Raw genomic sequence first — 24863 nt, forward strand, 5'->3', positions numbered from 1 at the left:
CTAGGCGTCGATGTGCTGGCGCACGTCCACGCCCTCCCCACGCAGGTCGGCATCGAGCAGGTCGTACGACTGGGGCGTGCAGCGCATGAAGGTGCCGTCGCCCGTGGCCAGCGCACAGGTGGTGTGCGTGGAGAGGAACGCGTCGATGCGCGCGAGCGCGTCCTCGCGCGGCAGCCGCGTGCCCACCGCGTCCCTGCTCGTCCAGTCGCGTGCTGCCCTGTCGTACTCCTCTGGTGTCGTGATCCCTCCATCCCGTGCGGCCCTTCCTACCGTAACGCTCTGGGGGGCGTCATGCCCACCCCCAGCGCGCCTCGCTTGTTCACAGTTGGTCACGGCGTGCGCGCACGCGGGATGCGGATGGGTCCCATACTCTATCATGTGTCCAACCACACGAAGGGGGAACCATGGACATCCGTGACGCCCTGGCACGCAAGCAGACGCTTTCCTTCGAGATCTTCCCACCCAAGGGCGACCTGTCGGTTGAGCAGGCCGACACGATCGCCCACGCCCTTGCGCAGAGCGACCCGGATTGGATCAGCGTGACGTTCTCGGCCGGCGGCTCGGGCAACGCGCAGAGCTCGCGCGCCATCGCCGCGCTCGTCGAGCGCGAGTGTGCCCCGACGCAGGCGCTCGCGCACCTCACCTGCATGGGGCTTGCCGCCGCGGACGCCGACGCCTCTGTGGACGCCCTGCTCGCCGAGGGGGTGCACAACGTGCTGGCCCTGCGGGGCGACCGCGTGCCGGGGTGCGGGACCCGGGACTTCCCGCATGCGTCCGACCTCGTCGCGCACATCAAGCACCGTACCCCCGAGGTGTGTGTGGGAGGCGCCTGCTACCCCGAGGGCCACGTGGAGTGCGAGAGCCTGGACGCCGACATCGAGGCGCTCAAGCGCAAGCAGGATGCGGGCGTCGACTTCCTGGTGACGCAGCTCTTCTTCATGAACGAGGACTTCTATCGCTTCCGCGAGCGCTGCGTGCGGGCCCGCATCAAGGTGCCCATCGTCTGTGGCATCATGCCCTTCACCAGCGTCCGGCAGATCCAGCGCATGGCCTTCAGCTGCGGCGCGTCCATTCCCGCCAAGGTCGTGAAGCGCCTCGTGCGGGCCGGGGAGGATCCGGCGGCCCAGCGTGCGGCGGGTGTTGAGTACGCCTGCGAACAGCTCTGCGACCTTGCGGCAAACGGCGTGGACGGCCTGCACGTCTACAGCATGAACAGGCCCGAGGTCGGCAGCGCGGCGCACGAGGCCCTGCTCGCCTGCGGCTACCTGGGGGCGTAGGCGCATGGCGGGATGCGACGGCGGGGCACGGCGGGTCGCCGCGGGCGTTGCTGCGGCCCCCACCTACCACGACCTCGCCATCATGTCGATGGACCGCGGCGAGGTGCTGCGCTACATGGGATACCATGGGCAGGGCCTCGGCCCCGATCTGGGCTCGCGCATCGACGAGGCCATGGCGCGCTGTCTGGAGGTCTCACGTCCGCGTGCGGCCGTGGCGGTCTTCGAGGTGGCGGGTCGCACGGACGACGGGGTGCCGGAGGTGAGCCTGGGGGGCACCCCACTCGTGCTGCGTGGCAGCTCCATCGCCAGGCACCTGGACGGGGCGGTCGCCGCAGGCGTCATGGCCGTGACGCTTGGCATGGGTGACGAGCGCGAGCTCCATCGGCTCTCGCTCGTGGACCCCGTGGGCCAGGTGCTCTTCGACGCGGTCTCCACCACGCTCGTGGAGCGGGCGGCCGATGCTGCCGAGGCGCTGCTCGTGGGTGCTGCGGCCGCCGGGGGCCTCCACTGCAACGTCCGCTTCTCCCCCGGCTATGGCGACCTGCCGATGGACACGCAGCCGCCCCTGCTGGCCGCCCTGGGCGCCTCGCGCCTGGGCATCACGCTGTCACCCACCTATCTCATGACGCCCACCAAGAGCGTGACCGCCGTGGTGGGCCTGTTCGACACGCCACAGGCTGGTGCGCACGTAAGCTGCGCCGACTGCCTGTGCTCGGATTTCTGCATCATACGAAGGACGGGGACGACCTGCCATGGATGAGACGACTGCGACGAGCCCTGAACCAGTGGCACCGCACCCTGGCGCCTCTCGGCAACGCGAGCTGCGCGTGCGCGATGAGCATCTCCGGCGCGTGCTTGCGGGAGAGGACCTCCTGCTCTTCGATGGCGCCATGGGCACGCAGCTCCAGGCGCGCGGCATGGCCGCCGGCGCGGCGCCCGAGCTGCTCTGCCTCAGAGCACCTGAGATGATAGAGGACATCCACCGCGCCTACGTCGTGGCCGGCAGCGAGGTGGTGACCACCAACACCTTTGGTGCGAGTCCGCTCAAGCTGGACGGTGCGGCCCCGGTCGAGGAGATCGTCTCGGCGGCGGTGGGGTGCGCGAGACGTGCGGGCGCACGCTATGTGGCGGCCGACATCGGCCCCACGGGAGCGCTGCTGGAGCCCATGGGCACGCTGCCCTTCGATGAGGCCTACGAGCAGTTTGCCTGTCAGGTGAGGGCGGCCGACGCGGCGGGCGCCGACCTCCTCGTCATCGAGACGATGGCCGACCTCGCGGAGGCCAAGGCGGCCCTGCTTGCCGCCAAGGAGAACTCCGACCTGCCCACCTTCGTGACGATGACCTTCGACGAGGGCGGGCGCACCTTCCTGGGCACCACGCCCGAGGTGGCCGCCATCACCCTGAGCGCGCTGGGTGCCGACGTGGTGGGCATCAACTGCTCGCTGGGCCCCGCCGACGTGGCACCGCTCGTGCGGCGCATGCTGCCCTGGTCGCGCGTGCCGGTGATGGTGCAGGCCAACGCCGGCCTGCCGCGCGTGGAGGGGGGCGTGACGGTCTACGACGTGCGTCCCGAGGAGTACTGCGCCGAGGTGGCGGGCATGCTCGATGCGGGCGTGACCGTGATCGGTGGCTGCTGCGGCACCACGCCGGAGTACATCCGCCGGGAGGCGAAGCTCCTCGTGGGCCGCACGCCCGCGCCGCGCCGGGTGCGTGACGACTTCGTGGTCGCCAGCGCACAGGCGTCCTGTGCGCTGGGGATGGGGCAGGTGGGCGTCATCGGGGAGCGCATCAACCCCACGGGCAAGCGGCACATGAGGGAGGCCCTGCGCTCGGGCGACTTCGACTACATCATGTCGCTCGCCATCGAGCAGGACGAGGCGGGCGCCCAGATCCTCGACGTCAATGCGGGCCTGCCCGAGATAGACGAGGGCGCCACGCTCAAGCGCCTGATGGGCGACCTCTCCAGCGTCACAACCCTGCCCCTGCAGGTGGACTCCGCCGTGCCCGCGACCATCGAGGCCGCCGTGCGCGGCTATGCCGGCAAGCCCATCATCAACTCCACCAACGGCCGTGCCGACACGCTTGCCGCCGTCGTGCCCCTCGCCGCCCACTACGGCTGCGCCCTCGTGGGCCTCACCATCGACGAGGAGGGGATCCCGGCGACGGCCGAGGGGCGTCTGGCCATCGCGCGCAGGATCGTGGCCGCCACCGATGCGGCCGGCCTGCCGCGCCAGGACGTGGCCATCGACTGCCTGGCCATGGCCGCCTCGACGGACCAGACGGCGCCGCGCGCCATCCTCGACGGCATCGCCCTCATCAAGCGCGAGCTGCCGGGCGTGCGCTGCGTGCTGGGCGTCTCCAACATCAGCTTCGGCCTGCCCTTCCGCCCGCTCGTGAACGCCACGTTCCTGGCGGCGGCCCTCTCGGCGGGGCTCGACCTGGCCATCATCAATCCCCGGCAGCAGCGCATGATGGACGTGGTCAACTCGTGGCGCGTGCTGTCCGGCGAAGACGAGCGCGCGCAGTCCTATGTCGCCGCATATGCGGCGCGCAGCGACGCCGTGCCACGGGATGGGCGGAAGGCCCCTGCCGCGCCTTCCGCCGCGACGCCTCCCGACGCGGCGGCATCCGCCAGCCTCGGCGAGCAGGCGCGCTCACTCGTCCTGGCGGGGCGCAGGGGGGCCATGGCCGATGTCACCCGGCGGCTGCTGGAGGAGCACGACGCCCTGCACGTGATAAACGACGTGCTCATTCCCGCGCTCGACGAGGTGGGGGAGCGCTTCGAGCGGGGTACGTTCTTCCTGCCCCAGCTCATGGCCTCCGCCGAGGCGGCCAAGGCGGGCTTTGCGGTCATCCGCGAGGCAAGCTCCACCGGCAGGCGGGCCGTGGCCTCAAAGGGCACCGTGATCATCTGCACCGTGAAGGGCGACATCCACGACATCGGCAAGAACATCGTGCGCATGCTGCTCGAGAACTATGGCTTCGACGTCGTGGACCTGGGGCGCGACGTGGACCCCCGGCTGGTCGTCGATGCCGTGCGCGAGCGCCATGCGCGGCTCGTGGGCCTCTCGGCGCTCATGACGGCGACCGTGCCCGCCATGGCCGAGACCATCGAGCTGCTCCGCCAGGAGGCGCCCTGGTGCAAGGTGGTGGTGGGCGGGGCCGTGCTCACGCCCGAGTACGCCCGGATGGTCGGCGCGGACTTCTATGCCAAGGACGCCACCGAGACCGCGCGCATCGCCGAGGAGGTGCTGGGCACCTAGTCGTCGTGGCCATCCCGACCGGAGAGGTCGTACTTGGCCACCACGCGCCGGATGGAGCGGCCCCAGGGCAGCCAGATGAGGGCCAGGAAGCCCACGGTCGCAAGGCCGTGCACCACGTCCCAGGGCACGGCCGCCGCATAGCCCGCGAGCACCCCGGCAGCCGTGAGCGGGCGCACGAAGCCCAGGACGTACCAGCCGTTGAGGATGGCACCATAGAGCAGGGCGGAGGCGAAGCCGTACGCGAGGAGCGCCCAGCGATGGCGGCGTAGCGCCCCGGCATCGGTGAGGACGCCGGCAAGGTAGCCGACGAGCCCCCAGGCATACATCTGCCAGGGCGTCCAGGCTCCCTGGCCAAAGAAGGCGTTGGAGACGAGCGCCGCGAGGGCGCCGACCATGAAGCCGTTGCGGCGACCGAGCAGGGACCCGGCGACGATGGCGATGGCGGAGACGGGCTTCACGTCGGGCAGGGGTGCGAAGAGCACGCGCCCGGCAGCGGCGAGCGAGGCAAGGACCACCGTGGGCATGACCTGGCGGAGCGCTGGCCGCGAGGCCTCGTAGCCAGCAAAGACGAGCAGGAGCGCGAGCAGCGCGACCAGCATCGTGAGCCCCGCCGTGGCCTCGATACCGAGGATGGTGCAGGCGGCCATGGAGAGCGGCACGGCGGCAAGCGCGAGGGGCTCGAGCGCATGGAGCAGCCGTGCCCTGTGGCTACCCATGCCAGATCCAGCTGTTCTCGAAGAACGTCCCGATCGGCTCGGTCGTGGCGATGTCACCGTCGAAGAGCAGGGACACCGAGTCCGCGACCGCGCGGCAGAACGCCAGGTCGTGCGTGGCGATGATGACGGTCGCGCCCGCGTCGCGCGCGGCCGCCACGGCGCGGGCGACCGCAGCGCGGGCGACGTGGTCGAGCCCCGTGGTGGGCTCGTCGAGCAGCAGCAGGCGCGGGTGGGTGATCAGGAGCTTCGCGAGGGCCACGAGCTGCTGCTGGCCGGTCGAGAGATCGTAGGGGTGGCGCTGCCAGAGCGCGTCCGCGGGCGCTCCCAGCAGCTCCGACAGCAGCCCTTGAGCCGCCGCGCCGTCATAGCCTGCCGACCCCGACCACTCCAGGAGCTCCCCTGCTACCGTCTCGCGCGCAAGCAGCGCCTTGGGACCCTGCGGGAGCAGCGCCTGGCTCATGGCCAGCTCGTGCCCCACACGCACGTTCCCTCGCTGGGGCCGGGCCATCTGGGCCACGAGCGACAGGAGCGTGGACTTGCCCGAGCCGTTGGCGCCCACAAGGGCACGCACCTCGTGGGCGCCAACGGCAAGGCTGCAGCCCCGGCAGACCCACCCCTCGCCGCGCGCATAGCGAAACCACACGTCGGAGAGGCGCACGGCCACAGGCTGGTTTCCGCTGTCGTCCCGCGGTGGCTCCCGTGGCAGGGAGCGGGCCGTACGCAACGCGTCCAGCTCGCACGGCGCGACCGTTCCCGCCCGCCCACCCTCGCCCAGGGCGAGCGCCATCGTCGCATAGTCGGCCATGACCTCTGGCGCATGGGTCGCCACGACCACGGTGACGCCCAGCTCGCGGTTCACGCGAAAGAGCAGTCCCAGGAAGTTCTTGGCCGCCACGGGGTCGAGCATCGAGGTCGGTTCGTCCAACAGCAGGAGCCGCGGTCGCATTACCAGCGTCGCGGCAAGGGCCACCACCTGTCGCTGCCCGCCGGAGAGCTCATCCGTCATGCGGCGGAACCAGTGGTCGATGCCCAGGAAGTAGCCCGTCTCGGCGATGCGACGACGCATCTCGTCCTGGGCGACCCCCAACCCCTCCAACCCAAAGGCCATCTCGTGCCAGACGGTGTCACAGACGATCTGGTTGTCGGGACTCTGAAAGACGTACCCCACGCTCGCGGCTGAGAGCAGGGGGTCCCCTGCGAGCGCAGCGGTCTCGTGGCCAAAGACACGGACCCGTCCGGCGATCGTGCCAACCGGCGCGATCTCGGGCTTGGCGAGGCGCAGAAGCGTCGTCTTACCGCTGCCCGTTGCCCCCACCAGCAGGCAGAACGCACCTTGGGGAACGGAGAGTAACGCGTCGTCTAGGACGTGGGGGCCGTCCGCCCGCCCGTCCGCACCGTCCGCGTCCGGTGGGGGATAGGAGAAGCTGACATGCCCAAACTCGAGCGCCGTCTCGCGATCGGGCGGCTCATGCCTTCGCATGTCCATGGCCGCCCTCCCCTGCGGTTGACGCTGCGCACGCGCCGCGGTGGGCCGACGTGCAGGCCGCCCGTGCGCTGGCATGAGGCGCCCCAGCGCCTGTCCGCTCGATGTGGGACCAGCGCGCCCGCTCGCGCAGCGTCAGGGCCGCGGGCAGCAGCGTCAGCACGGCATAGGGCGCATAGCCCCACCAGACGACCAGCGTGGGGGTCGTGGGATAGAAGTGCCATTGCGCGCAGGCGACGGCGGCGAGCAGGACGTTCGCCCCCACGAGCGCGCCTACCCCAAGGAGGGCCAGGGCATCGCGGTCCCCGAGGCGCTCGGTCGCATAGCTCGTCCGGTGGGGGGCCGCCTGCCATGCGCGGGCGCGCATGGCGTCGGCACGTTCGAGGGAGCCCTCCATCGCCCAGCCCATGAGCGTGGTCGTGAGGCTCAAGGCCCCCTGCAGCGACGGGCGGCCATCGGCCCCAGAGGAGCTGCAGGCCCGTCGCACGGTCCGCGCCTCGGTGCCGCGTCGGACGAGCCGTGCCGACAGCTGCGCCGTCATGGAGACCATGAGCGCGACCACGGGCAGGCGCCGCCCCATGAGCCCCATCAGGCGGTCGTTCGTCAGGACGCGTGATGCCCCCTCGAACCAGAGGATCACGGCGATCAGGACGGATCCCATGCAGGCCCCATAGACCAGTGACTCGCGGTAGACGACAAGGGGTCCCACCTGCGCAAGCGCGGTCGAGCCCGACGCCGAGAACAGCGGGTTGGCAAGCGTGATGAGCACGAGCAGGGGAAGCTGCCAGCGCAGCTTGCGCAGCGTCCCCCGCACGCCCAGGGCACAGAGCGCGAACGCGAGGGCGCCTGCCAGCGAGAGGGCCACGTAGACGGGCTGCATCACGAACATGGCAAGCAGCAGCGCGCCCGAGAAGTAGGCGACGGCAACGCTCGCATGCGTCGTCTCGAAGGCAAGGTGGGCGGTGTCCATGGCCTGCACCGGCGCTACTGGGTGACGTTGACGTAGGACCACACGATGACGTCCCCCTCGGAAAGGGTGTAGGAGGCTGCGGAACGGTCGGGCTCGATGCCATTGACGGCGTAGGTCCAGCCGCTGCCGCTGCCGTGCTCCTTTTCGGCAAGCCCACCGATGCTCGACACGTAGACACCGTAGCTCGTCTGGCGTGCGTTGACGCCCACCCCGGTGGCCACCAGCGCGTCGTAGGCCGTCGAGCCTGCGGGTACGGTGACTGCGACGGAGTTCGATCCCCGGCCGGCTGCACTGCCATCGACGGTGACGGTGACGGTGATCCTCGCATCCGTCGGTGCGGGATCCCTCGGTTGGCTTGGGGTGGCCGTCGCACCGGAGCCCGAGGAGGAGCCGCCACCCGTGTCGGAGCCAGGCACGGAACCCGTGCCGGACGAGGAGAGTGCGCTGCCTCCCGTGGTGGACGTGGTGGTCAGCACCTCGCCGCCCGACGTGACCGATGGCTCGACCGAGACCGGCGAGGCGTCCGGCAGCGTGGGAACCGCCTCCGTGGACTGTGGGCAGTCGGGGCCGATGCCCAGGCTGGCATAGGCGTCTCCCGAGAGGGCATAGGAGGACGCCCGGGAGAGCAGGAAGGGTAGGTCACCGGAGGTGGGGGCGTCATCCGTGCCGTACGACACGGCCATACGCACCGCCCCCGCGCCATCCTCGGCAATCCACGTGACCTGGGGCACCTCCACGCCCGTCGTCGCCTCCCAGGTCGCAAGCGCTGCCGCGCGCCTGGCGGTGAGCGAGGCCATCGTGGGGGCATCGTCGAGCTCGACCTGATCGACCCAGATGCCGTCCTGTGTGAGGACGACGGTGGTCTGGTCGGGAGGGACGGATACGTCGGCACCGTCAAACTGCAGCGCGCCGAGGGCGGCCACCACGTCGTCATGCGAGAGGGTCGCTGTGGTGGCAGCTGTGCTGGCGTCGCCGTTCAGGTCGAACGTGCCGCTGGGGTCGGTGTCGTTCGTCGTGGTGAGGGCGCCCGATCCCGTGAGCCAGGCGAGGGGGTCGCGTCCCTGCGTGTACTCGGACATCGACCACGCGCAGAACGCGACGACCGCTACGGCAAATGCGACGAGCAGGATGCGGAGGTGCCTCGAGACACGAGACCCGCGTGTGGCCTCGTCCCGCTCGTCATCCCCTGTGGTGCCGTGAGCTGTCATGGCTGCCCCCCTTCCTCGTGCGCATGAGGTCTCGTACGAGTAGTACCACAAGCAGTGCCGCGCCGCACCCCATGCCCGCGACGGGCCACAGGGGCAGGTGGGCGACGGATGTCGACGATGGCTCCGCAGCGGCGCCCTGGCCCTCGGGCTGCATGGCCGTGGGACGTGTCGTCGTGACGCGCGTCAGCACGTCCGATGGCGTGCCAAAGAGGAGGGGCCGGGACGATCGGGCCCTTGCCGTGGCTCTGGCGGAGGGACGGAGCGTCCACCCGATGGCCGCGGTGCCATACATGCGGATCCCGCTCATGCCGGCAAGCATGTTGGCCAAGGAGCCGGGTCTCTCCCTGGGGCCCGTGGAGCCGTCTGCCATCACGGAGGTTGGCGTGGCGGTGCGCCCCGAGCCGCCCGCGTCGGTCGTGCTCCCCCTGCCGCCCGCGCCGTTTTTCTGAGACACGAGCTTCACCACGTGACTGGAGTCATTGAGATAGTAGAGGCTTCCCTGGGTATCGCAGATGACGGGAGAGTCGCAGAAGTTCGCGTTGGTCGTCGGCGCGTACAGCAGGTGCGCCTCGGTGTCGCCCAGCCGGTAGGCATAGAGGTTGCCACCCGACGCGTACGCTCCCGTGGCGGCATCAAAGGTGGCCGCGTTGACCGTGAAGTACGCGAACGTGCCCGTGGATGTGGTCGACACGAGCGGCGGTGCGGAGATGCCGCCAAAGCCCACTGGCAGGTCGAGGCCATCCGCCTTCGTGATCGTCTGCAGCAGCGACATGATTGAAGTGTTCACCACATAGAGTGCCGTCGGCGCATCGGGCGTCGTGTCCAGTGCGCCCCCGACGAAGGCATGACCGCCCACCACCACGGGTGCGGCCTTGCCCGTGCCGCCCAGCGCCACGGAGGAGACCTCGGCAATGCCGATGGTCCCGTTCGCGTCCGTGAGGCGCAGCCGGTGGAGGCGGCCATCCCTCGTCGCCACGAGGAAGTCCGTCTCGTCGAGCGCGACGACGTCCGCATTGACCGTCGACCCGCCCGGCACCTTCGACGTGAGCTGGTAGCTGGCGACCTCCCTGCCATCGCTCGCGCGGTAGGCGCTCACCCTACCTGCCGTGTCCGCCGCCACCAGGCAGCCGCCGACCGATGCCGCGCCGCTCCAGTACCAGCCGGAGACCTGGCTCTGGTCGAGGACTCGATAGCTGGCAAAGGAGCTCGTGGAGGGGTCGACGGTGAACAGCATGCCCGCGGAGCCCGATCCCTGGGAGATGCCGACGACGATCTGTGGGCTGCTCCCCGACGTGAGCGAGAGCGAGCAGGACGACTGATACCCCTTGGCCATGATCGGCGTGACCCAGCGCCTCTTGAGCGTTGCGGCGTCGAGCGCTTCGACCCTGCCGTCATCGAGCGCCACGACGATCATGCCTTTCACATACAGCGGCCTGCTCGTGTAGCTGATGGGCGCATCGAGCGTGCCCCTGGTGGCATCGACCGTGCCGGTCCTCTCGTCGATGCGAACGACCCTGTCGTCCACGGCCGCGTATATGGAGCCGTTCACGGAGAGGAGCTCGCTGACCCTGTGCCATGAGCCGCCGCTCCCGTACTGCGAGAGGTCGACGTCCCAGGCCACCGTGGCCGCGTCGGTGGGTGTGGCGGCCCTCTGGTCACCCAGGATCTGCTGGAAGCCGGGCCAGTCGGACGCATAGGTGGGCAGTTGGGTCGAGCTCGGTTCGGTGTCGGGCGTCTCGGCAGGCGCGGCCGTGCCGGTGGAGTAGTACCAGACGATCTCCCTGACCGTGCTCATGTCGATCGAGCTGATGCCCTTGCCGCTGGAGGTGAGGCCGGAGCCCGTGTTCACCAGGAGCGACCAGTACTTGCGGCTCGCTGCGTCGTAGCCCAGCTCCTGTCCCGTATAGGGACTCGTGATGCTGGCGAGGTATGCGCCGTAGGCCGTGCCCCTCACGGCATCGTAGGTAAGCCCGCCCTTCTTGAACGCGGCCTCCGTGGCATCGAGGCCGGTCGCCGTCGCGGCGACCGTCACGTTCGTCGCGGGCAGCCAGTCGACGTCATGCCCCTCGGCATCCGGCCCGACGACCCTCACGGAGACGTCGATGGTGGCGGCCTCTGCGTCCGGGGCGCGAGCAGGGGGCTCCTCCTTCGGTGGTGCCGTGGGAGCAGGTGTGCCGCCGTCCTCTGACGATCCCTGCCCTGACGGCTGCCCGGCCGTGTCCTGCGGGGGCACCGCGTCGTCTTTGGTGTCCCCGTCCTTGGTCTGCGATGCCGCTCCTGCGGCATCGCCCGTGCCGGTTCCGCCTGCGGCATCGCCCGTGCTGGCTCCGCCTGCGGCATCACTGGTCTTGCCGGATGTGGGACGTGTGCTGGGGGCCGACGCACCCTCGGCCTGCCCCTGCTCGTTCGTCGTGTCCTGGGTGGTCTCCTCGGCCATGGCCGGCAGGGGCGCCAGGTACAGGGCCAACACCAGGGCAAGCAAGGCGGCACACACACGACGCACCCCCACATGCCGCACAGCCCCTGCGTCGCTATGAACACGCCACCATGTCGTTGGGAACATCCCTGCTCCTCCTCACTCGTTGAGGGTGCCTGAGAGGGTGGATCCCGCATCGGTCGTGCCGAACCTGTCGGCTGCGCTTGGTCGCAGCCATGTGGGTGCGGCTGCCATCTCTCGGAAGCGTGGCTGGTTCCCTGTGCCAGGGTGCCTGGACCACTCAGACCATGCTCCCAGAGCATCCTGAGCCAAGACCATGATATCAGGTCGAATGTTGAGATGTCGTGCACAGGAGGTAGGATATGCCAATTCTCAACACGTCGGTACCCTAGCGCATGCAGATGAGGTGAACGTGTCGCGCGGACGTTGGCTGGCGTGTGAGTGCCCTGATGCCTGGATCGTGCCGGCCCGTGGGATGGGCCAAGGGAGAGGGGCACACATGAGGGCCCTGGCCATCAAGGGCAGTCCGCACGAGGGCCCCAGTCGCTGAGCCTCATCCACTAGCTGCGCCGGCGCGCGTGGTACGCGTCGAGCCTCTCCTTGTACTCGATGCCCCGTCTGTGCAGGAATGCTCCGATGACGAGCGTGAGCGCCACGAGGATGGCGAGGAAGATGACCGTGAACGTGACCCACGCCCACGGGTGCTCCGCCGGCAGCCAGCGTCCGAGCGCGGCGCAGCCCACGAGGACCGCATAGTACGTGAGGCCAAAGCCAAGGAGGCGCATGCTGTAGGCGAGGCGTCTCGTCGGACGCCAGTTGAACCAGACCTGCTGCAGGATGCCACCTGCAAGGCCCGCCACGATGTAGCTCAGGCAGAAGCGTGTGTTCTCGGTGAGGCCCTCGCGTGCGGCATCGATGCCGACCGCTGCCGCAAGCATGACGACGGCGATGAGGCTCCCCGTGAGCGCCCCTCGTCCGAGTGCGCCGCCCAGCTGGTCGTTCTCGCTCATGATCGTCTCTCCTTCGTCCCGTGGCGTTCCGTGCCTATCGTGCGATGCCGATGCGGCGCTTGATGTCCGCCGCATAGGTGCGTGTTGCGATGGCCACGTACCTGTCGTCCAGCACGAGCGCCAGCCTGCCGTTGGGCTCAGGGCGCAGCGCCGTCACGTGGTCGAGATTGACCAGCTCCTGACGTGACACGCGCACGCACTCGCTGTCCTGGAGCAGCTCCTCCAGCTCGAAGAGCCTGAGGGGACTTTCGAGGCGCCGATGGTCGGACGTATGGATCCAGGCCCTCCGTTCGGTGGTCTCGATGTGCGTCACGGTGTCCAGCGCGATGACGCGCCGTTCCGGTGATCCGGGGGTGGGGTAGCCGGTGAGACGCCCGAACGTCGTGCGCACGCGTTCGGCTATGCGCTGACCACGCGGGTCTCCCGGGGCGATGCGGACCGTGACCTCAAGCTCCCTGCGTCCGGGCTCTTCGATGACGTTGACGTTCATGGGGCCTCTTCTCGCGGTGGTATCGTCCGCCTCGTACTCTAGCGGGCGCAGTGCCGTGCCGCAGCATCGTTGCACCGAGTTGCACAAGGAGCCCCCTCGCCTGCAGGGGCGCGTGGGTCATGGGCTCGTCAGGTGCTGGGGGCCGGTTGCGCCGTCGGCCTCCCTGACCGTCACTTCCGCTCGCATGCATGCCAGGACGGACAGGGGAGGTGGCGCCATGGCTCGCCTTGGGGTGCTGGGCGCGGGGAACATCGCGCATCGCTTCGCACGAAGCCTTGCACATGTCGAGGGCGCCGAGCTCGTGGCCGCGAGCAGGCGCTCGCGCGCGGGTGCCCGTCAGTTTCTGGACGAGGTGCCCGCCGCGTCGGGCGCGCGGGCCTACGGAAGCCATGCCGAGCTGCTTGAGGACGGTGAGGTGGACGCCATCTACCTCGCCCTGCCGCATGAGTTCCACCGCGAGCGGGCGACGCGGGCCATCGAGGCGGGCAAGGCGGTGCTCTGCGAGAAGCCCGCCATGCTGACGGCGGCGGACATGGCCCGGGTGGCAGACCTCGCGCGGGAGCGCGGCGTCCTCTTCATAGAGGCGATGAAGCCGCGCTTCGTGCCGCTCTACCCCCTCATCGTCCAGGCGCTGCCGAGCTTGGGAGCGATCCGCCTCGTCGAGGCCTCGCTCTGCAACGACATGCTGTCCTCCGTCATGGAGGCGGGCACGTATCACATGACGCCCGGTCCCGGGGCGGGGGTGCTGCTCGACTGCGGTACCTACTGTGCCGCCTGGATCGAGGACCTGTGCCCTGGTGTGCCACGTCTGACGTCAGTCGACGGCAGGCAGGTGCGTGACGTCGACGTCCATGTGGATGCGTGCATGGACTACGGAGGCATCAAGGTGCGTCTGGAATGCGCCTTCGATCGGGCCAAGCCTCGCGTGTTGCGGGTGGTCGGCACCGAGGGGAGCCTGCTGGTGGAGGAGCTCCATCGGCCCCAGCATGCCGTCCTGCGGCTGGAGGGCGAGCCCCCGCGGTCCCTTGGTGGACCCTATGCGATCGATGACCTCTATGACGAGATCGCCCATTTTGTGGGACTGGCAGAGATGGGCACCCTCGAGTCCCCCGTCATGCCCGCTAGGGACTCCGTTCACGCCGCCCTCATACTGGACGTGGTGCGCGCGGGCCTTGCGTCCCGTTGACGCAGAACTCGCAGAACTATACGGGGCCACGCGCAGGGCGTGACCCCACCGTACCGTCCTCGCGATCCGGACGTGGGCGCTACCCCATGAGCCCCTTGCCGGCGGCCCACGCCCCCGCGACACGCTCCCCGAGGGCGTAGTAGTCGTTGTGGAACTGGTCGAAGATGAGGGGGTTGACCTTGGTGATGTCGGGCGCGCCGTCCGCGGAGAGCACCGTCTCGTCCGCCAGCACGTTGACGATCCTGCCCACCACGCGGTAGCCGCTTACGGACTCGCCGGCCTCGAGCACCTCGCACTCCAGCGTGAGGGGGAACTCCTCGATGACGGGGGCGTCCACGTGCTCGCTCCTCGCGGCCGTCAGCCCGGAGCGCTCGAACTTGTCCGCCATCCTGTTGCCCGTCGCGATGCCGAAGAAGTCGGCCTCCTGGACGTGCGCGACGTCCGCGACGGCGATGGTGAAGGCCCGGCGCTCCTTGATGTTGGCGACGGTCCTGTGCGTCTCGGTGATGTTGAGCGCCACCTTGTCGGTGCCGCAGATGCCGCCCCAGGCCATGTTCATGACGTCCACCGTGCCGTCGGGGCCGTAGGTGGCGATCATCAGCACGGGCATGGGGGCGAGGAACGGGCTGGGCTTGAGGGACCTCTTCATGGCGACCTCCTCCTTGGGGATGTGGGACATGCGTACGCGAGACATATGCGTCGCTTTTCCAACGATATCGTAGCACGGTGCGCGGCGGCTGGCCACGCTTGCCTCGTGTGGGTGCCTTTCTCCCGAGAAGGACTGACGTATCCACAGGTTACGAAGACCCGTTCCGGGAGAAAAGCACCCACACGCAGCGAAAGGCACCCACACGGATGAAGGACCGGATCATCGCACCCACAGGGGGAACACCCGCGGATCGGCGCACACAGGACAGGCGTGGGCTGGCCGTGAGCATGAACGCCTTCTCGCCTTAGTCGCCGCGCTAGATCTTGTACGCAACGGCAGTGGCCTCCTCGGTCGCCTTGTTGGCCTTTCCTACCTCTTTCGCGTCTCCGATCACATAGACCTCAGGTGCCAGCCCCTTAAGTTCGGACTCAAGCGGATTGTACGGTTGCGAGCCCATGGCGATGATGATGTTGTCAAAGCCCTCGGCGGTCCTCTCCGTGCCTTGCTGCCTGTAGGTTACGCCGTGCTCGCCGAACGACTCGATGGTTGCGCCCAGGATATACGTTGTGTCGTTGGAAGCGAGGCGAGCCTTGAGATGGGTCCCCACGCCGAGCACGCCGAAGTCCACCGTTTCGATCATGTCAATGAGGGTGCTCGTGCGTCCACCCCTCTCGCGCAGGAAATCGGCAGTCTCGAGTCCCACCAGGCCAGCACCGGCAATGAGGTTGTTCCTCCCCACGGTCACCTTTCCCTCTATGACGTCATTGGCCAAGACGACATGTGTCCCGTCAATGCCGGGGATGTTGGGAATCAGCTGCTTGGCGCCGGTTGCGAGTATGACGACGTCGGGCTTCTCCCGCTCGACCATCTCCTTGGTGAGGGGTGTGGAGAGCAGGTACGTGACGCCCTCCTTGCGGCCTTCCTGTATCCAAAAGCGAAGCGGACCTGTGATGAACGATTTTGCGGGAGGCAGCGCCGCAATGCGGAACTGTCCTCCCGGCTTATCCTCCGCTTCGTAGAGCGTCACCGCGTGACCTCTCTTGCCTGCGACGTAGGCGGCGTACAGTCCTGCAGGACCCGATCCAGCAACAAGAACCCGCTTGGTTTCTTGTGCCCTGCCGAAGGTGTACTCGGCCTCATGCCCCACTCGGGGGTTGACGAGACAGCATGCTTGCAGGTGCTGGGGGTCGGTCATGTAGCCCATGCAGGACTGCAGGCAGTTGATGCAGGGAGCGATTTCCGAGACGTTCCCCTCTCTGACCTTGTTGGGAAACTCCGGCTCAGCAAGGGTCTGCCTGGAGATGGAGACGAAGTCCGCCTTTCCTGTTTCGAGGATGTCCTCGGCAATCTCGGGTGTGTTGATGCGGTCGATTGCGATGACGGGGATGGAGAGCCCCTGCCGTATCTCCTCGGCATTGCGGGCGTTGAAGCCCATGGGGACGTCCTCTGGGGCACTCATCCAGTCGAGTGAGGCATAGGTGCAGATGGTGGCCTCGACGGCGTCATAACCAGCCTCCTCAAAGTACTTTGCGAAGATCTTGGTATCGGATATCGTCATGCCACCGGGCACCTTCTCCTCGGCGGAGAGCTTGATGATGACCGGGTAGTCCGCACCGCACCGCTTCTTGATGTCCCTGACGATTTCACAGGCGAAGCGTGCGCGATTTTCCAGTGAGCCGCCGAACTCATCGAAGCGCCTGTTGGTGAACTGCGAGAGGAACTGTTGCACCAGGTAGCCATGGCCCGCGTGTATCTCCACGCCGTCGAACCCGGCCTCCTTGGCCCTAACGGCCGCGTTCCCAAAGAGGTGGATGTTCTGCCACACCTCCTCGGTTGCGAGCTCGTGCGGGACCTCGTCAAAGATCGGGCATGCGAGTGGCGAGGGTGCCGAGACCTGATGTCCCAGGATGGCCTTCGTGTATTGCCTGCCGGGCTGATGCAGCTGCGGAAAGATCTTGCCACCGGCTGCATGTACCGCATCGGTGACCTTCTTCCAGGCGGGGATGTGCCTGTCATCGGCAAGGGACGGCTCGAAGGGCGTGCAGAACTCGTCCTCCTGGACCCTGCTGACCTCTGTGATGATGAGGCCGTACCCTCCCTTCGCACGCGCCTCGTAGTAGGCCACGGTGCGGTCGGTGGGGGTGCCGCCGAGCTCCGCGAATCCCACGCCCATAGCCCCCATGATGAACCTGTTCTTGAGCTCGAGCGAACCAATCTTCCCCGGTTCGAATAGCTTGTCGTAGCGCATGGCAGCTCTCCTCCCCCTTGATAGCATGCTCCCCTTTGCCTCAATGCATGGAGCATGCCCCATCCCTGCCGCCTACGGCAGGGATGGGTGCGCCTATGCCTCGCAGTCCACGCCCGCGACGTTCGGGCGCCCCCGAGCGCATGGCCCACGGGGGCGCCCATGGGGCCGCCGGCCGCCCGCCTAGATGCGACCCGTCTCCCGCAGGGTCGTGCGGTCGTACCACGAGGAGAGCAGGTAGGGCATGGTCGCCTTCGCGTCGACGTCGGCAAGCCTGCGCATGCCCCTCACCGTGAGGTCGAGTGTCGCGAGGCCGGCACCGATGACGGTGACCACGGGCAGCTCGCCCCAGGGGTCGTCGGGCGTGGAGCACACGTCGAGCCTGGTGACGTACGCAGGTTCCCAGCTCTTGTAGTCGTACTGCACGAGCGCGCTGAGCAGGGCGCCCGCGGTGAAGTCCGCCCCACCCTCGGCCCGTACGACGCGGTCGAAGTGATAGTAGAAGCCGCAGCCCTGGGTGGTCTTGCCCGCCGCGGGGGCCTGGAACACCCGGGACGTGAGCGGGCTGTTGTACTCGCCCAGGTCCATCTCGGCGTTGACGACCTGCCTGCCGCGCCTGCTCAGGCATGCGGTGACCCTGTCGCCGTCGCGGCGCATGACGAACTCGCCGCCCAGCTTCTTGGGCATCGAGCCGTTGTCGCGGCCCAGCTGCGTGGCCATCTCCGCGCCGTCGCCTCCCAGCAGCAGGGACAGCGAGTACTGGCCCAGCTGCTCGCCCGCGTAGCAGTATACGCCCAGGATCGCCTCGTAGTAGTCGTCGGTGAAGCTCGGGTTGTTGACGTGGTTGAGGGAGAGGGCCACCACGGGCATCGGGAAGGGGCTGAGCCCCGGTGGCAGGACGCGGGCGATGGCCTCGGGCGTCGTGGTGTAGGCGATGTAGACGCCCCGCTGGTTGCCCATGACGGAGGGGGAGCCGAAGCGCTCCACCTCGCTGTCCGCCAGATGGAAGCTCGCCTGGGGCCTCCTGTCCACAAAGAGCGAGCGTGCGGCGAGGTAGCCGCCGTGCGTGGCCGGCGAGATGTTGCCGTCCTGCATGGCGGAGCCCACCACCTGCACGTCCATGCCCCTCTCGCGCAGCTCGTCCGCGAGGCCGCGGTTGGGCCTGTTGCCCAACGAGAGCACCACGAGGTCTGCGGCGAGCTCGCTCGCCTCGCCGGTGTCGCTGCCCTCCAGGCTCACGCCGCGAGGGCTGACGGCGACGAGCTTCTGGCTCAGCTCGAAGGTGACGCCCTGCTTCCTGAGCCGGCCCATCACGTCCGCCACGTTGGTGGCGTTGGCGCCCGGTGCCACGGTGTCCACCATGTCCACCACGGTCGTGCTCGCGGCGCCCTGGTCCGCCACGTACTCGGCGGTCTCGAGGCCGGTGAGGCCCGCCCCCACCACGACCACCCTCCTGCCCGCGACCCTCACCTGGTCGTTCAGGACCTCCGGCACGGTGGCGACGCCGTCGCCCCCGATCCCGGGTAGGTCGGGGACGATGGGGCGGCCGCCCGTCGCGCAGATGACGGCATCGGGGGAGAGCGCCATCACGGAGTCTGCCGTGGCGCGTTCGCCCAGGTGGATGTCCACGCCCAGTTCGGGCAGCACGGCGCCATAGTAGTCGGCGACGAAGCCCATCTTCTCCTTGTGGGGAGGGCGTCCCGCCAGGTTGACGTCGCCTCCGATCCTGTCGTCTGCCTCCAGCAGGGTCACGCGCATGCCGCGCCGGGCGCCCACCTCGGCGGCCGCCAACCCCCCGGGGCCTGCGCCGACGACGACCAGGTGATGGTGGCCGGTGCCCGGCACCAGGGGGCCATAGCGCCGCTCGTTGGCGCACTCCGCGTTGACGGCGCACTCGAGCGGCATGCACCGCTCGGCGTTCTCCTCGAGCGACTCGAAGCAGCGCAGGCAGCTGATGCACTTGCGGATCTCGGACACACGCCCCTCCTGGACCTTGCGGCCCCAGTCGGAGTCGGCGAGCCAGGCACGGCCGAGCCCCGCGAAGTCGATGATGCCCTCCTCCAGGAACCTCTCGGGCACCTCGGGCCCACGATAGGCCGAGACGGCGATGATGGGCAGCGAGCAGCCCGCGCGCACGGCGGCGATGAGGTCGTGGCGCCAGCCCTCGGCGTAGCTCACCGGCTCGACGGAGGTTGCGCCCGTCTCGTAGATGCCGCAGGAGACGTCGATGAAGTCGATGCCCGCGCGCTCGAGCTCCTGCACGATGCGCACGCCCATCCTGATGTCGATGTACTCGCCCTCGGGGACGCCCATGGCCCCCAGGAACTCCTCCACCGAGAGGCGGCAGCCCACGGGGAGGTCCGTGCCGCAGCGCTCGCGGATGCCCGCGATGATCTCCAGCACCAGGCGCATGCGGTTCTCGAAGGAGCCGCCGTACTCGTCCTCGCGCTTGTTGGTGTAGGGCGAGAGGAACTGCTCGAGCAGGTAGCCATGGGCGCAGTGCAGCTCGATGCCATCGACGCCGGCCCTCTGGGCGCGCACGGCCCCCTCGATGAACTCGTCGCGGATGTGCTGCACCTCGTCATGTTCGAGGGCGCGCGTCCTCTGCTGGGTGTGCTTGCAGGGGATGGCCGAGGGGGCCACCACGGGCTGGCCGCCGATGAGGCTGGAGTAGGTCTCGCGGCCGGGGTGATGCAGCTGGAGGAACAGCTTGGCCCCATGGCGATGGACGGCGCCTACGAGCCGTGCGATGGCCGGGACGTTGCGATCGCGCGTCACGGAGATCTGGCGCATGAGCCCCACGCCGGTGACGTCGTCCACGCGGCAGATCTCGGGCATGATGAGCCCGGCGCCGCCGGCCGCGCGGGCCTCGTAGTAGGCGATCATCTCGTCGCCCGGCGTGCCGTCCAGGTTGGCGAGTCCCACGCCCATGGGGGTCATCACCAGACGGTTCTTGATATGCACCCCTGCGATCCTGCCGGGTTCGAAGAGCCTCTCGTAGCTTGCCATAGCGTCCTCTCTCATGTGACACGCCGCGGCTTCGCCCCTGTGGCATCCATCGGTTGTATCGGGCCCGCGGCCGTGCGACGGGAGCGCCATCCCCCGATGGGCGCCCGTCGGCTCCATTGTGCGGCCGTCCTCCCGGCCGTGGGACGGGATGTCGGTGGGATGACGCCTGGGGCCCAGCGATGGTCTGGGACGCGATGACCCCCTGGACGCACAGAGGCACCGGTGCCCGGAGGGCGGTGGCGACAAGGCCGATGGGGCGGAACAGTCGTACACTGGCAGGGATTGCCCGGAGGGGCAGGGGCTCCCTCCCGTCCGATGCGTGGGATCGTCCCTGACCTTGGCCGCCACAGCATACGTGCTTCCAGAGGGGCGCGAGAGGGGAGACGGTATGGACGCGCACGCGACGTTTGAGGCATGGCTCGGGAGGCTCGACGCGCAGGACCCGCTCCATGCGGAGCTCGAGGCCATAGCTGGCGACGAGGCCGACATCACCGACCGCTTCTACCAGGAGATCGTCTTTGGTACGGCCGGCCTGCGCGGCATCTATGGCGCCGGCACCAACCGCATGAACCGCCTCACGGTGGGTCGCGCCACCCAGGGCATAGCCCACTACATCCTCAGGTCGGGGGAGGACGCCAGCCGCGGCGTGGTGATCGCCTATGACTGCCGCCATCACTCCCGCGAGTTCGCCGAGCTTGCTGCCCGCATCCTGGCGGCCAACGGCATCCGCGCGCACCTCTTTGACGCCATGCGCGCCACGCCCGAGCTCTCCTTTGCCATCCGCAGGCTAGGCGCGCTCTCGGGCATCAACATGACGGCCAGCCACAACCCCAAGGAGTACAACGGCTACAAGGTCTACTGGGAGGACGGCGCCCAGATCTCCGGCGAGGTGTCGGACGGCATGCTGGGGGAGATCCAGGCGCTCGACCTCCTGGACGAGCCCAAGGCCCTTCCCCTGAGCGATGCGCACGAGCAGGACCTCGTGAGCATGCTCGGCGCGGCCATGGACGATGCCTACCTCGCCTACGTGCTCTCGATGGCACAGCGTCCCGACGAACAGCTCGACCGCACGTTTCCCATCGTCTACACGCCGCTCAACGGCGCGGGTAGCATCCCCATGGCTCGCATCGCCCACGAGCGCGGCTTCAAGAACTTCGCCGTGGTGGCCGAACAGCGCGAGCCCGACCCCGACTTCACGACGGTCCCCTATCCCAATCCCGAGGACCCGCAGGCATTCGAGCTCGCGGAGAGGCTGGGCCGGGAGCGGCAGGCAGACATCCTGATCGCCACCGACCCCGACTCCGACCGCCTGGCCATGGAGGTGCGTGAGGCGGACGGGAGCTACCGTTGGCTCGACGGCAACCAGACCGGGGCCCTCCTCATCGCCTACCTGGCCGAGAGCCAGCGCGAGCGGGGCACCCTGCCCACGAACGCCGCCATGGTGAAGTCCATCGTGACCGGCGACTTTGGCCGGACCATCTGTGACGCGTACGGCATCCGCGTCTATGAGGCCCTGACCGGCTTCAAGAACATCTGCGGCCGCATCCCCGACCTCGAGCGCGACGGCTGCCGCTACTTCTTTGGCTACGAGGAGAGCATCGGCTGCGCGCCCAGCGACGTGGTGCGCGACAAGGACGGCATCTGTGCCGGCATGCTCATCATGGAGATGGCGGCCTACTACCGGCGCCAGGGCATGGGCATGGCCCAGGCGCTCGAGGCGCTCTACGAGCGCTATGGCCACTTCGCCGAGGACCAGGTCTCGCTGGTGCTGAAGGGGCAGGAGGGGGCGGCGCGCATCGGGCGCATCATGGACGCGTTCCGGCAGGATCCGCCCCAAAGCTTCGGGAGCCTGAGGGTGCGTGAGGTCATCGACTACATCGACGGCTGGCAGGATGTTCCCGCCTCGAACGTGCTGCGCTTCTCGATGGAGGATGGCTCGTGGTTCGCCATGCGGCCCTCGGGCACCGAACCCAAGATCAAGTTCTACTACTACTCGGTTGCGGACGACGCGCGACGCTCGCAGGCCGCCGTCGCCGAGATGCGCGAGGCCGTGTCGCAGCTGGTGGAGGGCATAGCGTAGGCACTTGGTGTGCCATCTTCACGTGTGTATAAAGCGGACGACCGTCTATATAGAAGACGGCCGTCCGTCTCATGTGACAGCCTAGATCAGTTCCATGACAGCATCATATTGTTTACTAAGAAGAAGATGATGAGCGCCAGAAGGAGGATGCCAATACCGATGAGCACCTTAATGAACGCATTAGCCATCACTGGTCCCTCCATTCGAAAGTAATTGCCTGGTCTGCACCGAGGGCACTTTGGAACATACCTCGTATATTTGCCTCAACGTTTGCCTTGGCCTCGTCGTACAACCCGTTATCGACTGTCTCGGATTCGCTTTTCTCCATGCACTGCTGTTGGAATGCATCGACATCCTTCACATGGATGGGGTTGAGAATGTTATTGTGCTCTTCCAGTACGCCGGAGGCATCCATGTCTGGTGTATTGGAAATGATGTAGGGCTGTGAGAGTGAGACCACGATGGTGCCGTCATCCTGTTGTGTGATAGACGCATCGGATAGGTTCACACCAGCCTTGATTGTTCCCACATAGCGATACCAGAAGCTGTTCTCGGTGAAGGGAATATCAATCGTGCCCAGAAGCGTGTCAATGTGATTCTTGTCCGTCTCTTTTTCTGTGATGTTATAACGCTGTGATGCACCAACCATCTCATTCTCAGCCTTGATACGCTCGAGGACGGTGGATGCCTGAAGTATTTCCGGTTGGTTCTCAGGAGTGTCCGGTGGGTTGTAGTTGATAAAAGCGATATGTCCAATAACGCCCAGTACCAAGCCGATGACTAGGCATAGAAGGCCTATGCCCAATCTGCTGTGCGGTCGTCTCGTGCCCTTACGTCTCTTCTTTGCGTACGTGTCCCTTTCGTCCCCTTCGTTATCCGCCACAGCTCCTCCTTCTTTTGCTGATTAAAAGCTTAATCATTTTGACAAATTGTCAAAGGGAAGAAGCCGAGAAATCGACAATTGTTGCTTTTTTCGAATGCCATGACAGCGTCAAATCGACTGTCGATAACCGTGCGGGACATGTGAGCGGGGAGGTACCACATGGATAGGGACACCAAGCGTTTTGTGACGCGTGAGCTGTGGGTCGAGCACGGCGTGAGCCGCATCTACGGCGTGCTCCATCTCCCCAAGGGGGCGGAGCACGGCACACCGCTACCCGCGGTGATCTGTTCCCACTTCTTTGGTGGTACGCATCGCACCAGCTCGAAGTACGCGCGCGCCCTGGCGACACAAGGCTTCGTGATCTATGCGTTCGACTTCTGCGGAGGCTCTCCGGAGTCGCGTTCGACCGGTGTGACGACCGAGTGCTCCATCAGGACCGAGGAGGAGGACCTCTCCGCCATCCTCGACGCCATTCGCGACCTCCCCGGCGTGGACGCCTCGCGCGTGTTCCTGCTGGGTCAGAGCCAGGGTGGTGCGGTCTCGGCGATGCTGGCCGCCGCCCGTCCCCAGGACGTGGCCGGTCTTGTCCTGTGCTATCCCGCCTTCGTCATCCACGACGATGCCGTGCGCCGCTTCGGCACGACGGATAAGGTGCCCGAGACCTACCACATGTGGCTTGACCTGGGACGCGCGTACGCCGTGGATGCCATCGAGTACGACTTCTTCGAGCGCATCGGGGCTTATGCGGGCCCCGTGCTCCTGTTCCAGGGGGACGAGGACGACATGGAGCCGCCGGCCTATACCGAGCGCGCGGCACGGCTCTACGCCCATGCTTGCCTCGAGGTCATCCAAGGTGCCGGCCATGGCTTCCATGGCGCCGACTTTGCCCATGTCATCGATCGTACGGCCGAGCTCGTGAGGATGGGTGAGCTCTGAGCTCGGCCGGTAGCAGTTCCACGCGTCTTGTGCTGCGCACCCGCGCCGCTGGGTACAATCTGCAGTCATTGACGACAGCGAAGGAGCCTAGGGTGCAGAGTGATGTCATAGACTTTCAGGATGCCAGGATGCGCCAGGGCGACCACATCGTGCGTGGTACCGCGGCCGCAGGCATGGTGCGTGCCTTTGCCATCGATGGTCGCCGGACGGTCCAGGCGGCGCGCGACAGGCACGACACGAGCCCCGTGGTGACGGCCGCCCTGGGTCGCCTGATGATGGCGGGTCAGATGATGGGCGCCATGTCCAAGAGCGACGACGAGCTCATCACTCTGATCGTGCGGGGAGATGGCCCTGTGGGCGGACTCACGGTGACGGCAAACAGCCAGGGCCAGGTGAAGGGATTCCCCAGCCATCACGAGGTGTGGCTGCCCCTCAACGGGAGGGGCAAGCTGGACGTGGGCGGCGCCGTGGGCGCGGGCACGCTGCGGGTCATCCACGACCTTCCCGGGATGGAGCCCTACTCGAGCGAGATCGAGCTGGTCTCCGGCGAGATCGGCGACGACCTCACGCGCTACTTCGCCGAGAGCGACCAGGTTCCCACCTCCCTGGGCGTGGGCGTCCTGCTGGACACGGACACCAACGTCCGCCAGGCGGGCGGCTTCATCGTGCAGCTGATGCCCGGCCACAGCGAGGAGGTCGTCGACCAGCTCGAGGACAACCTCCGCGGCGTGGACTCCGTCACCAACCTCCTCGAGCGCGGCATGTCGCCCAGCGACATCCTGGACTTCGTGCTGCGTGGCATGGGCTTTGAGGAGCTGGACGTGATGGGTGCGGAGTTCCACTGTGGCTGCGACGAGGAGCGGGCGGGCCGTGCGGTGCTCGCCCTGGGCGCCGCCGAGCTTGCGGACATGGTCGAGAGGCGCGAGCCCGCCGAGGTGTACTGCCACTTCTGCGGGAGACGATTCGAGTTCTCGCCCGACGAGCTCTCGGCCCTGCTGGGATAGGCGAGTGGGGCTGGCCC

19 protein-coding genes are annotated in these 24863 nt (G+C 67.8%); 7 read left to right on the forward strand and 12 right to left on the reverse strand.

Annotated features, from left to right (window positions below; all coding sequences use genetic code 11):
* Nucleotides 1–378: a hypothetical protein gene (locus J2S71_RS04800; protein ID WP_040652452.1), complete on the reverse strand. Its 378-nt coding sequence runs from the start codon at nucleotides 376–378 to the stop codon at nucleotides 1–3.
* A gap of 26 nt (nucleotides 379–404) precedes the next feature.
* On the opposite strand from J2S71_RS04800, the gene J2S71_RS04805 reads away from it, so the two are divergent.
* From J2S71_RS04805 to J2S71_RS04815, 3 genes are all read left to right on the forward strand, one after another.
* A complete protein-coding gene (locus J2S71_RS04805) occupies nucleotides 405–1277 on the forward strand; it encodes a methylenetetrahydrofolate reductase (RefSeq protein WP_021727277.1) in 873 nt (290 codons plus the stop codon).
* A gap of 4 nt (nucleotides 1278–1281) precedes the next feature.
* Nucleotides 1282–2037, forward strand: a complete 756-nt coding sequence (locus J2S71_RS04810; RefSeq protein WP_307389163.1) for a hypothetical protein — start codon at nucleotides 1282–1284, stop codon at nucleotides 2035–2037.
* A gap of 67 nt (nucleotides 2038–2104) precedes the next feature.
* Entirely contained in the window at nucleotides 2105–4540 is a 2436-nt protein-coding gene (locus tag J2S71_RS04815) for a homocysteine S-methyltransferase family protein (RefSeq protein ID WP_307389165.1), read from the forward strand.
* On the opposite strand, the gene J2S71_RS04820 is transcribed toward J2S71_RS04815, so the two are convergent.
* The 7 genes from J2S71_RS04820 to J2S71_RS04850 form a co-directional block, all read right to left on the reverse strand.
* The gene (locus J2S71_RS04820; protein WP_307389167.1) at nucleotides 4537–5256 is read right to left on the reverse strand and encodes a DUF6580 family putative transport protein; all 720 of its coding nucleotides are present in this window, start codon (nucleotides 5254–5256) and stop codon (nucleotides 4537–4539) included. The two genes, J2S71_RS04815 and J2S71_RS04820, sit on opposite strands and share 4 nt — an antisense overlap.
* Nucleotides 5249–6742, reverse strand: a complete 1494-nt coding sequence (locus J2S71_RS04825; protein WP_307389168.1) for an ABC transporter ATP-binding protein — start codon at nucleotides 6740–6742, stop codon at nucleotides 5249–5251. Before J2S71_RS04825 ends, J2S71_RS04820 begins: the two co-directional genes overlap by 8 nt.
* Entirely contained in the window at nucleotides 6723–7709 is a 987-nt protein-coding gene (locus J2S71_RS04830; protein WP_307389169.1) for an energy-coupling factor transporter transmembrane component T family protein, read from the reverse strand. Before J2S71_RS04830 ends, J2S71_RS04825 begins: the two co-directional genes overlap by 20 nt.
* Before the next feature lie 14 nt (nucleotides 7710–7723).
* The gene (locus tag J2S71_RS04835; RefSeq protein ID WP_307389171.1) at nucleotides 7724–8917 is read right to left on the reverse strand and encodes a DUF4430 domain-containing protein; all 1194 of its coding nucleotides are present in this window, start codon (nucleotides 8915–8917) and stop codon (nucleotides 7724–7726) included.
* The gene (locus tag J2S71_RS04840) at nucleotides 8889–11426 is read right to left on the reverse strand and encodes an outer membrane protein assembly factor BamB family protein (RefSeq protein WP_307389173.1); all 2538 of its coding nucleotides are present in this window, start codon (nucleotides 11424–11426) and stop codon (nucleotides 8889–8891) included. The genes J2S71_RS04835 and J2S71_RS04840 overlap by 29 nt, the downstream gene beginning before the upstream one ends.
* Nucleotides 11427–11914: 488 nt before the next feature.
* Nucleotides 11915–12364, reverse strand: coding sequence for a hypothetical protein (locus tag J2S71_RS04845; protein WP_307389175.1), 450 nt, complete (start codon nucleotides 12362–12364; stop codon nucleotides 11915–11917).
* 34 nt (nucleotides 12365–12398) lie between these two features.
* Nucleotides 12399–12854, reverse strand: coding sequence for a LytTR family DNA-binding domain-containing protein (locus J2S71_RS04850; protein ID WP_021727222.1), 456 nt, complete (start codon nucleotides 12852–12854; stop codon nucleotides 12399–12401).
* Between the two features lie 217 nt (nucleotides 12855–13071).
* On the opposite strand from J2S71_RS04850, the gene J2S71_RS04855 reads away from it, so the two are divergent.
* Nucleotides 13072–14040, forward strand: coding sequence for a Gfo/Idh/MocA family protein (locus J2S71_RS04855; RefSeq protein ID WP_307389177.1), 969 nt, complete (start codon nucleotides 13072–13074; stop codon nucleotides 14038–14040).
* 79 nt (nucleotides 14041–14119) lie between these two features.
* On the opposite strand, the gene J2S71_RS04860 is transcribed toward J2S71_RS04855, so the two are convergent.
* From J2S71_RS04860 to J2S71_RS04870, 3 genes are all read right to left on the reverse strand, one after another.
* Complete coding sequence (locus J2S71_RS04860) at nucleotides 14120–14734, reverse strand: flavin reductase family protein (RefSeq protein WP_307389178.1); 615 nt, start codon at nucleotides 14732–14734, stop codon at nucleotides 14120–14122.
* A 271-nt stretch (nucleotides 14735–15005) separates the two neighbouring features.
* A complete protein-coding gene (locus J2S71_RS04865) occupies nucleotides 15006–16937 on the reverse strand; it encodes an oxidoreductase (protein WP_307389180.1) in 1932 nt (643 codons plus the stop codon).
* A 180-nt stretch (nucleotides 16938–17117) separates the two neighbouring features.
* Nucleotides 17118–19943: an oxidoreductase gene (locus J2S71_RS04870; protein WP_307389181.1), complete on the reverse strand. Its 2826-nt coding sequence runs from the start codon at nucleotides 19941–19943 to the stop codon at nucleotides 17118–17120.
* A 388-nt stretch (nucleotides 19944–20331) separates the two neighbouring features.
* Between J2S71_RS04870 and J2S71_RS04875 the strand changes: the two genes are divergently transcribed.
* Nucleotides 20332–22023 carry a phospho-sugar mutase gene (locus tag J2S71_RS04875; protein ID WP_307389183.1) on the forward strand — a complete coding sequence of 564 codons (1692 nt, stop codon included), beginning with the start codon at nucleotides 20332–20334 and terminating at the stop codon, nucleotides 22021–22023.
* 187 nt (nucleotides 22024–22210) lie between these two features.
* Here J2S71_RS04875 and J2S71_RS04880 read toward each other — a convergent pair whose 3' ends face one another.
* On the reverse strand, nucleotides 22211–22906 hold the full coding sequence (locus tag J2S71_RS04880; RefSeq protein ID WP_307389185.1) for a DUF4230 domain-containing protein: 696 nt from the start codon (nucleotides 22904–22906) through the stop codon (nucleotides 22211–22213).
* A gap of 159 nt (nucleotides 22907–23065) precedes the next feature.
* Between J2S71_RS04880 and J2S71_RS04885 the strand changes: the two genes are divergently transcribed.
* Together J2S71_RS04885 and hslO are read left to right on the forward strand one after the other, a co-directional pair.
* Nucleotides 23066–23842 (forward strand): alpha/beta hydrolase, encoded by a 777-nt coding sequence (locus J2S71_RS04885; protein WP_307389187.1) that lies wholly within the window; start codon nucleotides 23066–23068, stop codon nucleotides 23840–23842.
* Between the two features lie 92 nt (nucleotides 23843–23934).
* Nucleotides 23935–24846 carry an Hsp33 family molecular chaperone HslO gene (hslO, locus tag J2S71_RS04890; RefSeq protein WP_307389188.1) on the forward strand — a complete coding sequence of 304 codons (912 nt, stop codon included), beginning with the start codon at nucleotides 23935–23937 and terminating at the stop codon, nucleotides 24844–24846.
* Nucleotides 24847–24863: the final 17 nt, after the last annotated feature.

The sequence above is a fragment of the Olsenella profusa DSM 13989 genome, assembly GCF_030811115.1.
Classification (GTDB): Bacteria; Actinomycetota; Coriobacteriia; order Coriobacteriales; family Atopobiaceae; genus Olsenella_F; species Olsenella_F profusa.

Excerpts from the sequence above, each read along its gene's own strand:
- J2S71_RS04800 (WP_040652452.1), bottom strand. The coding sequence starts at position 378 with ATGATAGAGTATGGGACCCATCCGCATCCCGCGTGCGCGCACGCCGTG.
- J2S71_RS04805 (WP_021727277.1), top strand. The coding sequence starts at position 405 with ATGGACATCCGTGACGCCCTGGCACGCAAGCAGACGCTTTCCTTCGAG.
- J2S71_RS04810 (WP_307389163.1), top strand. The coding sequence starts at position 1,282 with ATGGCGGGATGCGACGGCGGGGCACGGCGGGTCGCCGCGGGCGTTGCT.
- J2S71_RS04820 (WP_307389167.1), bottom strand. The coding sequence starts at position 5,256 with ATGGGTAGCCACAGGGCACGGCTGCTCCATGCGCTCGAGCCCCTCGCG.
- J2S71_RS04825 (WP_307389168.1), bottom strand. The coding sequence starts at position 6,742 with ATGGACATGCGAAGGCATGAGCCGCCCGATCGCGAGACGGCGCTCGAG.
- J2S71_RS04830 (WP_307389169.1), bottom strand. The coding sequence starts at position 7,709 with ATGGACACCGCCCACCTTGCCTTCGAGACGACGCATGCGAGCGTTGCC.
- J2S71_RS04835 (WP_307389171.1), bottom strand. The coding sequence starts at position 8,917 with ATGACAGCTCACGGCACCACAGGGGATGACGAGCGGGACGAGGCCACA.
- J2S71_RS04845 (WP_307389175.1), bottom strand. The coding sequence starts at position 12,364 with ATGAGCGAGAACGACCAGCTGGGCGGCGCACTCGGACGAGGGGCGCTC.
- J2S71_RS04850 (WP_021727222.1), bottom strand. The coding sequence starts at position 12,854 with ATGAACGTCAACGTCATCGAAGAGCCCGGACGCAGGGAGCTTGAGGTC.
- J2S71_RS04855 (WP_307389177.1), top strand. The coding sequence starts at position 13,072 with ATGGCTCGCCTTGGGGTGCTGGGCGCGGGGAACATCGCGCATCGCTTC.
- J2S71_RS04860 (WP_307389178.1), bottom strand. The coding sequence starts at position 14,734 with ATGTCTCGCGTACGCATGTCCCACATCCCCAAGGAGGAGGTCGCCATG.
- J2S71_RS04865 (WP_307389180.1), bottom strand. The coding sequence starts at position 16,937 with ATGCGCTACGACAAGCTATTCGAACCGGGGAAGATTGGTTCGCTCGAG.
- J2S71_RS04870 (WP_307389181.1), bottom strand. The coding sequence starts at position 19,943 with ATGGCAAGCTACGAGAGGCTCTTCGAACCCGGCAGGATCGCAGGGGTG.
- J2S71_RS04875 (WP_307389183.1), top strand. The coding sequence starts at position 20,332 with ATGGACGCGCACGCGACGTTTGAGGCATGGCTCGGGAGGCTCGACGCG.
- J2S71_RS04885 (WP_307389187.1), top strand. The coding sequence starts at position 23,066 with ATGGATAGGGACACCAAGCGTTTTGTGACGCGTGAGCTGTGGGTCGAG.